This window comes from Hymenobacter lutimineralis, from assembly GCF_008271285.1.
Classification (GTDB): Bacteria; Bacteroidota; Bacteroidia; order Cytophagales; family Hymenobacteraceae; genus Hymenobacter; species Hymenobacter lutimineralis.
In genome coordinates, this window is record NZ_VTHL01000006.1 from 186,527 (window position 1) to 197,866 (window position 11,340).

6 protein-coding genes are annotated in these 11,340 nt (G+C 59.7%); 1 reads left to right on the forward strand and 5 read right to left on the reverse strand.

Annotated features, from left to right (window positions below; translation table 11 throughout):
* Positions 1-37 precede the first annotated feature (37 nt).
* The 5 genes from FY528_RS08255 to FY528_RS08275 form a co-directional block, all read right to left on the reverse strand.
* Positions 38-2,029, reverse strand: coding sequence for a TonB-dependent receptor (locus FY528_RS08255; protein WP_149070514.1), 1,992 nt, complete (start codon positions 2,027-2,029; stop codon positions 38-40).
* 94 nt (positions 2,030-2,123) lie between these two features.
* A complete protein-coding gene (locus tag FY528_RS08260) occupies positions 2,124-4,973 on the reverse strand; it encodes an MSEP-CTERM sorting domain-containing protein (RefSeq protein WP_149070515.1) in 2,850 nt (949 codons plus the stop codon).
* A gap of 231 nt (positions 4,974-5,204) precedes the next feature.
* Positions 5,205-6,173 carry an ATP-binding cassette domain-containing protein gene (locus FY528_RS08265; protein WP_149070516.1) on the reverse strand — a complete coding sequence of 323 codons (969 nt, stop codon included), beginning with the start codon at positions 6,171-6,173 and terminating at the stop codon, positions 5,205-5,207.
* A 104-nt stretch (positions 6,174-6,277) separates the two neighbouring features.
* A complete protein-coding gene (locus tag FY528_RS08270) occupies positions 6,278-7,312 on the reverse strand; it encodes a carboxypeptidase-like regulatory domain-containing protein (protein ID WP_149070517.1) in 1,035 nt (344 codons plus the stop codon).
* A gap of 23 nt (positions 7,313-7,335) precedes the next feature.
* Positions 7,336-9,630, reverse strand: a complete 2,295-nt coding sequence (locus tag FY528_RS08275) for an aconitate hydratase (RefSeq protein ID WP_149070518.1) — start codon at positions 9,628-9,630, stop codon at positions 7,336-7,338.
* Between the two features lie 184 nt (positions 9,631-9,814).
* Here FY528_RS08275 and FY528_RS08280 point away from each other — a divergent pair, with 184 nt between their 5' ends.
* Complete coding sequence (locus tag FY528_RS08280) at positions 9,815-11,155, forward strand: TlpA family protein disulfide reductase (RefSeq protein WP_149070519.1); 1,341 nt, start codon at positions 9,815-9,817, stop codon at positions 11,153-11,155.
* Positions 11,156-11,340: the final 185 nt, after the last annotated feature.

An 11,340-nucleotide genomic window follows, 5' to 3' on the forward strand; every position in this document is an offset into this window, starting at 1 on the left:
GGGCCTCAGCTAACGCTTAACCTAAAACGGGACTACGCTAGAGGCGTAGTTTCACATCCAGGTAAATGTTGGCCGGGGCCTGCACGAAGTACTTGCGGGTGCCGTCGGCCTCCACGTAGCCGGTGTTGAAGTAGCGGGCGTTGGTGAGGTTGTTGCCAAAGAGCGTGAACTCCCATTGTCGCCAGGCATACTGCGCGCGAGCGTTCAGCAGCACGTAGCCTGCCACGGTAGCGGAGTTGGCAAAATCCAGGTAGGAGTGGCTCTGGTAGCGGCCCGTCAGGGCCAGTTGCCAGGGTCCGGTGGCGTACGCGGCTTCCTGGTTAAGCAGCACCGCCGGGGTAAGAACTGGCCGAAAGGTTTCGGCCTGCTCGCGGATGCGGCTGTAGTTGAAGGCGGAGTTGTTGAGCAGAGAAAACCGTGGGGTGAGCTGGTAGCGCACCGTGGCTTCTACGCCGCTTCGGTAGCTGCGCTCCACGTTGTCGGTCAAAGCCAACCCGTTGGGGCCTAGCTTGCCGTTTAGCACAATCTCGTTCCGAAAATCCATGTAATAGGTATTCACACTGCCTTCAAGCCGAGGACTTTGGTAGCGCAGGCCCAACTCGTGGTCCTGCACGTACTCGGCGCGGGTGCTGTAGAGCAGGACCTGCCCGTCTTCGTCGACTGAGAGGTTGTCGTTGCCTCCGAACAGGTCGTTGCGGGTAGGTTCCCGGCCGGTGCGGCCCCAGCTGTAGTACAGCGTAGTGCGGTCGGTGAGGGCCAGGCTTAGGCCGGCTTTGGGGTTGATAAACTGCCACGACAGCGGCGCCAGGGGCACGTCGCCCGCATAGCGAAACCGCACGGCCCGGGCCTGCACATCCGTAAACAGCGTGAGCAGGCCGGCCTGGTACTCCAGCTTGCCAAAGGCGCTGCCTTCGCGCTTGTAGCCGGTGTTGCGGTACAGCTCGCCGGTCGTCCGCTCGCTGCCCAAGTGGCGGCGCTGGTAGGTGCTCAGGTTGCCTCCTACCGACCACGTGAACCGCCGGGTCTGGTGCGTAAAGGTGCTAAAAGCCCCCAGCAGCCCTGAGCGAAAATCGTAGCGGTACATTTCGTTGGTGGATGGAAAACCCAGAAAGTTGTTTAAGTCGAAGTCGTAGCCCCCGCGCAGGCCCGAGGCGTACACGCTGGTGCTGACTTCGGCATGGGCGGTGGGCCGCCACTGGTTTTGCAGTTGTACCAGGGCCTGCCGGAACAAGTCATTCTCCGGTCCATTGGCATTGGCACGTCGATTCTTGCGCAACACCGAATCGGGCACGCCCAGCCAGGCCAGCTGGTTGCGCTGCTGTCCGGCCAGCACGCTCAGCTTCCAGTGGGTTTTATCGTAGAACAGCCCCCCACTCAGGTACACCGAGCGGGAAGTATTGGCCGAGCGGTCCTTGTAGCCGTTGGAGTGCACCTGCGAGGCCCGCGCGTAGCCGGCCACGCGCCCGCGCCGTCCGCTGGCTACCTCCCCAAACAGCCGGTAGCTGCCAAAGGAACCATAGCCCCCACCCAGGGTGGCCCGGGCCGAATCGAGCAGGGAAGCCGAGAACAGCTGCAGGCTGCCCCCGTAGCTGGCCGCCCCGTTCTGGGTGGTGCCCACGCCCCGCTGAAGCTGCAGTCCGCTCAGGGAGGTAAACAGGTCGGGGTAATTGGAAAAGTAAGCCCCCTGGTCTTCGGGCTCATTCAGCGGCACTCCGTCCAGGGTCGTGTTGATGCGTGTCTGGTCGATGCCGCGCAGGCGGAAGTAGGCGTAGCCCTGGGTGCTGCCCGCATCGGAGTAGGCCGTCACGGCGGGCGTCTCCGTGAGCAAAAACGACGGCTCCTGTCCTACGTTGCGGGCCGCCAGCGCCCGGCCACTCAGGTTGAGAAACGTGACGGGCGTGCGGGCGGCCGCCCGGTACGTCACCGTCACTTCGGGCAGGGCCGTGGTCGTATCTGAAGCAGTGGGCGTTTGGGCCCGGCTGGTGGCGGTGATGAACAATAAAGCACCAGAGAGTATGCCTAGTTTCATGTAGAAGGAGTAGAGCCACGGCTATATGCCCGCAAAACTAGCGTAATCCTTCAGCAGCCGGGCTCATGCTTGCTATAGCCCGCTCGGCCAGGCTTCAACCTGCAGTACGGCGCAGCTGCCACAGCGCCAGCAGGGCCGCAGCAACTACCAGAAGTCCAGCGTAGTGGTCGATGGGCACTGCCGTAGGATTGGCAGAATCTTCTTCCAGATCCAGGGCCGAGGCGGCGTTCAGCACTTGCTGCTGCTTGCGGCGCAGGGCTTCTTTCTGAGCAGGATTTTCGAGGGCCAGATACGCCGTGAAGGGTGTAAGAATGCCGGCGCGGAAGCTGGCCTGCACAAAAGGCCACCGCTGGCTCTCCTCTACTTCGGGGTGGAAGGCCTGCCATTGCTGATAGCCGTGCAGCAGCAAACCCGTTTGCCAGCGGTTGGCCGAAGCCAGTGCGGGGTCTAATGGTGCAGCCGGGTTAGCCAGGACCAGTTCGCCGGCCCCATCGTCGGGGAGATAGGCGCGGGCCTGGAAGGCGGAGGGCCAAGCCCGCACCGGCCGGATCTGATCCACTACATCCAGCGGCTGAGCACTTCGCCGGCTTAAGGCATGCGGCTCAGGCTCGCCATCTGGACCCAGCACGTAAAATACGTCCGACTCAGGGTACGCGGCCCGCAAATCGGCGAGATCAGGCCCGAGAATGGCATGCTGCAGGGAGTCTGTTACGATTACCGGTACGGGATACGTGGCGGCAGGATGCAGGTAAGTATCCGTAAGAAGGCGCCGTAGAGCACCATCGAGGTAAAAACCACCCCGGCCTTGGTGCGCGCGCAGAGCGGCCTGCCAGTTTTGGCCTGCGGCTACGGGCGTGCTGTAAGCATCGACCAGCGTAAAGCGGGTTTGTGGGTTGTTCAGCACGGCCGAGCCATAGTGTTGACGCAGGCGGTTAGCATAGGTAGCCGCCGCGGTTTGTTGCCGGGCCGAGACATCGAGCAGGAAATGATAGTAGGGCTGGCGGCGCACCAGCGGCAGGCGCTGCTTGGCAGCCCGGCTTACGTAAGCCACGGCCCCACCCGGCGCTGCCACCACAGTTGGTTGCAGAGGGGTTGCTACCGAGTCGCCCAGTACCACGCGCCGCTGGCCAATACGCAGCGTGAGAGGGTCCCGGTGCAGCAGCTGCAAGCCGGTAGTGCGCACGGCCGCGCCCACCACCGGGTACACGTGCAGGCTTAGCTGGCCCGACTTCTGGTACATGAGCAGGCCCGGGTCGCGCTGCCGACGCTCATTGCGGATCTGGGCATATACCCACGCAGCTGCTTTCTTTTCGGCTAGGATACCTTGCTCACGCCGCCCGTTCATATCCAGGTAATAGTCGCTGACCCAGCAGCCGGCGGGCAGTTCCAGCGTTGTCGTAAATTCCCCATCCTGCTCCTGCGGGTTGGCATTGGCTATGCGCAGGTGCACCCAGCTCACCCAGGCTTGCTGCCGGGCATCATAGCTACTGCGGGTGGTCAGGTCGGTGATGCCGGGCTGAAACGATGAGGGAGGCGGTGGGGGTAGCGTAAAAGGCACCTCCTCCGCTGCTACCGGTTTGCTCATAAATACTCGTTCGAGGTCCGCCAGCTTGGTTTCCGACAGCGTCAGGTTATCGAGCACCAGCCAGTTGAAGTAGAGGGAGAGATAGGGCGTTTGCCCGGAGTCCCACGGGCCGCCCTGGTTGTTTTTGTTGCGGCGCACCTGCTGCAGGGTACGGGCAAGCGTCTGCTCATCAAGGCTGGGGTGCAGTTGATAATCGGGGGAGTACCGGTAGCTGAGGGCTTGATGCAACGTGTGCCGCTCATGCAGGTAGTACAGCGTGAGAGCCAACGGCAACACCAGCCCGCCCCCTACCAACACGGCTAAACGCGTAGCGCGCGGGGTAATGGGGCGTAGCGTTTGCCAATCGAGGGAAAGTGCCTGTACATGTACCACCAAGAGCAGTAAGGGTGTGAGCATGAACAGCCCCAAACCGAAGAGGAGCACCGCTGGCAGCGCCAGCGGCAGAAACGGCAGAAATACCAGAAAGAAATAAAGCGTATACGCCAGCAGAATGCTCCGCCCCAGCATAAGCAGCAGTTGCCAGCCCCGACGTGGTGAGGGGGGCAAGCTCACAAAAATGCCGTTGAGCACGGCCAGCGCATAAAACGAGAAGCTGTTGAAATTGCCGAAAAGGCCGCTTTCTTTCCACGTCCAGCTTCCTAGCAGGATACCGGAGTTTAGCAACAAACCCAGGACGGGCATCACCAGCCCAACCAGCACTTTCCAACCCGTGTGCAACCCCAGGCCATGTTCTAGCCGGCGCAGGCCCATGATGTAAGCGGCGCGCACCAGAAAAAACAGGAAGCAGGCCGCGCCCAGCGCAAAGCCTATTCGCATCAGGGTTTGTTCGAGCGCCATGGGCACCCAGCGGCCTAACGCTGCCCAAAAAAATATGACAGCACATGCCCACAGAATAGGTGACAAAAAGGCTAAGCCAAAGTTCTGTAAGGCCGACTGAGGTTGGTTAGCGGGCGTGAGGCGTACCACGGCTACAAACACCGCATGAGCCAGCGTAGGCATCAGAAAGGTGTAGGCATAGAGTAAAACATCCGTGGGCACCAGCCAGCGCGGAATTTCTGAGGGAATCAACTCCCAATCCTGCTGCATAGCCACCAGCAGCCATAGGATGGTGGTTACCAACCCCACCACACAATAACCCAGGCTTACCGGGCGGCGACGCACCATCTGCCGCACCGCGTAGGTTAGCGTGAGCAGGCCTAGCCCCGCCAAGCTTCCACCCAGCCAGCACCAAGTGCGCACACTGCTTATTGGCAGCAGGCTCTCAATCAGGGAAAACTGGGCGTAGCCCAGAGCCAGTAGAACCAGCACTGGTAATGTATTCACTAAAAATAGCCACCGGGGTTGCAGAACAGAGCGCATCACGTACAGATCAGGTAGTTAAAAAGGCAGAACGTCACAAACATATTATAAAGTACTTTGTATTTCAAAGTTTAATTAAAAAGAAGCCCCCCTTTCCTTCCAGGCAGGCAGTTGTAGTACCTGTTTTGCATGCAGTAATAAGTAGGCTGGCATCAAAAACCAGCACTTCTTCGGAAGCTCAAAAAGCCTTTTTGCGCTATAGTAGCCGACGTACGTTGCTCCTCCTTCGAACTACACGTACCACGCTGCCCCAGCTGCCAGGGCTACCGACACCGTTTGGCCCGCTTGCAGGCCGGCCTGCGGGGTGCGCAGCCGCACGGGCTGCCCGGCCAGGGTAAGTTGCGCTTCGTAGTAGCTGCCGTAGAACCGGACTTCCTGTACTAGTGCGGGCGTTCCTACCTCGGCCAGCTGTAATTGCTCGGGCCGCACCAGCAGCCGCCGGTTGCGCCGGCCTGGGTCGCCCGTAAGACGGCGGGAAGCTGCGGCAGAAAGCAAGCTATACTCCCCAAAAAGACCCGCCACGTACGCACTCACCGGCTGCCGGTAAATGGTTTCGGGGGCAGCCTGCTGTACCAACACACCTTTTTCCAGTACCAGCAGCTCATCGGCCCAAGACAAGGTATCCTGCGGGTCGTGGGAAACGAGAAGGGTGGTGAGGCCCAGCTGGGTGGTTACATCGTGCAATACAGCCTGGAGCAGCTGCTTGTGGCCCCGGTCGAGGTTGGAGAAGGGCTCATCCAGCAGCAGCAGGCGCGGACGGGCTAGCAGCAGGCGGGCCAGGGCAATGCGCTGCCGCTCCCCGCCCGAAACCTGGTCGGTGCGGCGCAGCAGCAGGTGGTCGATGCGGCACAACTGATACAAAGCCCCAGCCTCTGGAGCGGGCAACGTGCTGGCATAGCGCAGCACCTGCTCCACCCGCAGAAACTTCGGCAACTCGGAATGCTGGGAGAGGTAGGCTATACCCTGATGGCCGGGCATCAATTGCTCCTGGGGCCCTTTTACGCGGCGCTCCTCCAGCCATATTTCTCCTCCGGTGGGCTGAATCAGGCCGGCAATACTTTGCAGCAGGGTGCTTTTACCGGCCCCCGTTTCGCCGGCTACCGCCAGCCGCCGGCCGTCGGCCAGCAAGAAGCTGACGTCCGTCAGGGCCTGGTGGGTGGCTTCTTGCAGGCTGAGGTGGGAAACGCGGAGAAAGGACACAGAGAATACTTCAACAAGATTTCAGGAGGACAGTAAAGATAGTTTGCAGTCTGCTGCTTCCTGATATCTGGCAGTAATTGCCCGAAAAGCCCAAGCTAACGCGCCTACTTCTCGGGTTTAGACCCAAACCTAATGCTAGGGTTCCTGAAGCTGACACTCAACTGAAAGCCTACTTCACTATAGAGCCGGCCAAGTTGTTTATAAGTAATACCCGCCGAAAATGGCCGTTTATCGAGAGTAAGCGAGCTACTCCATTGCCAGTAGTGCTGCCACCAAGCCAGCTTAGTTGCCAGCGCTACATCTGCTACGTTACCCGACTTTGTAAAGCCGGTACCTGCTTCGATACCCCAGCTCTTCGACAGCCCGTTTTCTAGCTGATAGGAAGCGGCACCTAAGCCCAGCGACACTAGAAGTTGGTCGTACCCTACATAAAACCCGGTGGAATTAATCGTCAGCATCCGGCGGTCGAAGTGAAACTGGGGCGTTTCTACCAACGCGTAGTTCAAGGCAATGCCAAAGGTCGGCCAGTTGCAAGGAGCAATCAGATGGCCTACCCCAGCCTCGAATTCCACTACTTGATTGGTACGCTGGCGGTTTGTTTGGTACTCGGCTGCCACCTCAAGTGTCACATCCGAATACTGATTGTTAAAAAAGGGGAAGGTACCGTAGCTGCATTTTCCTCCCAGTGGCGTATACTTTGCCCCGCCAGAAAGACCAATCTGTAAGACGTCGAAGTTTATATGATCATCCCACCTACAGGATTCTCTGAATTGCACTTGTAGCGTGTCGCCCACAGCTGCTTTCACTTTTTGCGTTACAAACCCAATCATGCTGATTTGCAGCGTTGCCGAATCCTGCGCAAGTTCTATGGCGAAAGTGCCTTCAGAGTCTGTTGTAGTACCGGTATCTGTCCCGATGACGACAATTGTTGCCCCCGGCAAAAGGCTTTTCTTATAGCGTACCACGCCCCGAACCATTCCTTGGGCCATCCCCGAAAACCCATTTACGAGCAATAGTAAACCCAATACGTAACCCTTCATCGTACACAGACTAGAATATTTACCTATTCGATGCCGACGTAGGCTATATTCCACAATAAAAACGGCCGCCTCCCCTACCGGAGAAGCGGCCGTTTCCATGTGTTAGCCGAAGCCCGCAGAAATTACTTCTGCGACAACTGCGCTTCGCCGGACTCTTTCAGACGAATCAGGTTCAGGGCCGAGCCGGCTTTAAACCATTCGATCTGGCCTTCATTGTAGGTGTGGTTCACCGTGATGAGGTCCGTGTCGCCGTCGGCGTGGTGCAGACGGATCTGCAGGGGCTGACCGGGCGTGAACGTGGTCAGGCCCAGGATGTCGATGGTATCGTCCTCCTCAATCAGGTCGTAGTCGGCCTTGTTGGCGAAGGTCAGCGCCAGCATGCCCTGCTTCTTGAGGTTGGTTTCGTGGATACGGGCAAACGACTTCACCAGCACGGCGCGCACACCCAGGTGGCGGGGCTCCATAGCCGCGTGTTCGCGCGAGGAGCCTTCCCCGTAGTTTTCATCCCCTACCACAATCGACCCGATGCCCTGGGCCTTGTAGTTGCGGGCTACCTGCGGCACGGCGCCATAGGGCGTGCCCGAGGTCAGGGCATCCTTCACCGAGTTCGTCTCGCCGTTGAAGGCGTTGGTTGCCCCGATGAGCATGTTGTTGGAGATGTTGTCGAGGTGGCCGCGGTATTTCAGCCAGGGGCCGGCCATCGAAATGTGGTCGGTGGTGCACTTGCCCTGGGCTTTGATGAGCAGGCGCAGGCCGTGCAGGTCGGTGCCTTCCCAGGGCTTGAAGCCTTCCAGCAGCTGCAAACGGTCGGAAGTAGGCGCTACCAGCACTTGTACACCCGAGCCATCTTCGGCGGGCGCCTGATAGCCGGCATCTTCCACATCGAAGCCGCGGGGGGGCAGCTCAATGCCCTGGGGCTCGTCGAAGCGCACCTGCTGGCCGTCTTTGGTGGTCAGCGTATCGGTGAGGGGGTTGAAGGTCAGGTCGCCGGCAATGGCAAAGGCCGTCACGATTTCGGGCGAGGCCACGAAAGCGTGGGTGTTCGGGTTGCCATCGTTGCGCTTGGCGAAGTTGCGGTTGAAGCTCGTGATGATGGAGTTGGGGCGCTTCATGTCGTCCATGTGGCGGGCCCACTGCCCGATGCACGGTCCGCAGGCGTTGGCCAGCACCACGCCGCCCATCTGAGCGAAAGTGTCGAGCAGTCCGTCGCGCTCCACGGTGTAGCGCACCAGCTCCGAGCCGGGCGTTACGGTGTACTCGGCCTGCACCGTCAGGCCTTTGTCGGCGGCTTGCTTGGCAATGCTGGCGGCGCGGGTAATGTCTTCGTAGGAAGAGTTGGTGCAGGAGCCAATGAGGCCGACTTCCAGCTTGGCGGGCCAGTTGTGCTCTTTCACGGCCGCGGCAAACTGCGAGATTGGCCAGGCAGCATCCGGGGTGAATGGGCCGTTGACGTAGGGCTCCAGCTCGGAAAGGTTGATTTCGATGAGCTGGTCGTAGAAGTTGGCGGGGTTGGCGTACACTTCGTCGTCGGCGCGCAGGTGCGCGGCTACGGCGGCGGCGGCATCGGCAATTTCGGCGCGGCCGGTGCCCCGCAGGTAGTCGCCCATTTTCTCATCGTAGCTGAACACCGAGGTCGTTGCCCCAATTTCAGCGCCCATGTTGCAGATGGTGCCTTTGCCAGTAGCCGACAGGTTGTTGGCGCCTTCACCGAAGTACTCCACGATAGCACCCGTACCGCCTTTCACGGTCAGGATGCCCGCTACTTTCAGGATAACGTCTTTGGCCGAAGCCCATCCCGACAGCTTGCCGGTGAGCTTCACACCAATAACCTTGGGGAACTTCAGCTCCCAGGCCATGCCCGACATCACGTCTACGGCGTCGGCGCCACCTACGCCAATGGCAATCATGCCGAGGCCGCCCGCGTTGGGGGTGTGCGAGTCCGTGCCGATCATCATACCGCCGGGGAAGGCGTAGTTTTCGAGCACTACTTGGTGAATGATACCGGCACCGGGCTTCCAGAAGCCGATGCCGTACTTATTGGAGACCGAAGCCAGGAAATCGTATACTTCTTTGTTTTCGGCGTTGGCAATGGCCAAATCCTCGTCGGCGCCTTCTTTGGCCTGAATGAGGTGGTCACAGTGCACGGTGCTGGGCACGGCCACCTGGGGCTTACCGGCCTGCATGAACTGGAGCAGCGCCATCTGGGCCGTGGCATCCTGCATAGCTACCCGGTCGGGGGCGAAATCGACGTAGGAAACGCCCCGCTCAAACGCCTGCGAAACAGTGCCGCCGTACAGGTGAGCGTACAGGATTTTTTCCGTGAGGGTGAGCGGACGACCGACGGCAGTACGGGCCGCTTCGATGCGGGAGCCCATACCGGCGTACACGGCCTTGATCATTTCTAAGTCAAACGCCATAATGCGAAAGGGAAAAAGATGGAGAGAACGTGCCTATCAGAGACAGGTACGCAAATATAGGTACCGCCCGTTGCGCAGCCCAATATTTTGGCATTTGGCCGCCGTTTTGGCCAGGCAAGGGCGTATTCCTTAAACTATCAACCCTACTCCGTAGTTTAGCCCCGAACAAATAACCTCTTTCACTATGCCCGTCGCCTTTTCGTTTCGCAAGGCTGTAACCGGGGCCGGACTCGCGCTGGCCGCGGTAGCCTGCCAGTCCAATTCTACTACCACCACCGAAACCACCGCTACTCCACCTGCCGCCGCTTCGGCGGGTACCGGCACCGCTCCTCAGCTCACGGCCGGCAAGTGGCGGGGCGTACTTTCAGCGCAAGGGCAGGAAATTCCGTTTTTGTTTGAAGTAAGCGAGCAGGGCGGCAAGCCCGTGGTAACGCTGCGCAACGGCGAGGAGCGCCTGAAGCTGGACGAAATTAGCTCGGCCGGCGACTCCACCACCATCCGCATGGGCGTGTTTGATGCCGCGCTGGTGGTTCGCCAGGATGGGGCCGACAAGCTGAAAGGCGCCTGGGTGAAGTACGACGGCAAGGAGCCGTACCGGGTGGCGTTTACGGCTACCAAAGGAGCACAGAAGCTGTTTCCCGTAGCTGCAGCCAGCAAGCCGCTTTCGTTTGATGGCACCTGGAAAGTGACTTTCAAGGGCGACGACGGGGAAACCTATCCGGCAGTCGGCATCTTCAAGCAGACTGGTTCGGACGTAACCGGCACTTTCCTGACCACGACTGGTGACTACCGTTACCTAGCCGGGCAAGTGGATGGCGCTAATCTAAAACTCAGCACGTTCGATGGCAGCCACGGCTTCCTCTTCACGGCGCACAACGGCCCGAAAGAACCCATCGACATTACGAAAGACTACGCCCCTAATACTCTATTCGGCGAGTTCTACTCCGGCAAGAAAGGCCACGAAACCTGGACCGCTACGCCCGACCCCAACGCCAAGCTACCCGACGCCAACGCCCTGACCGGCATGAAACCCGGCCAGAAGCGCCTCGACTTCAAGTTCCCCAACATCTACGAAGGCGGCAGCATCTCCCCCACCGACCCCAAGTACACGGGCAAAGTGGTGGTGGTGCAGATTCTGGGCTCCTGGTGCCCCAACTGCATGGATGAAACCAACTTCCTGGCCCCCTGGTACGAGAAGAACAAGCAGCGCGGGGTCGAAATCATTGGTCTGGGCTACGAGCGCACGCCTGACCAGAAAGTGGCGTCCCAGAAGCTGCTGAAGATGAAGGAGCGCATGAACATCGGCTACGATATTGCCGTGGCGGGCCAGGCCTCGGCGGCCGAAGCCAGCAAGTCCCTGCCGCAGCTGGCCAAGGTGCTGGCTTTCCCCACCACCATCTTCCTGGACAAGAAAGGCGAAGTGCGCAAGATTCATACGGGATACTCCGGCCCCGGTACCGGCAAGTACTACGAGCAGGAAAAAGCCGACTTCAACAAAACCATCGACCAGCTGCTGGCGGAGTAAGGTTTACGGGCGCTTCCCATAGGGCAGGCAGGGACTTTCAGTAGTCGCTGCCTGTCTTTTTTTTGGCGGTGGTCTAAAAGGTGGTTTTGCTGAATGTTCGTTTCTGTTCGCATTGCCGGTTATGCTCGTCAATAACAAGTTGGATGCGGACGTGGTGCATCTTTAAGCACCGGCTGAACGAGCAG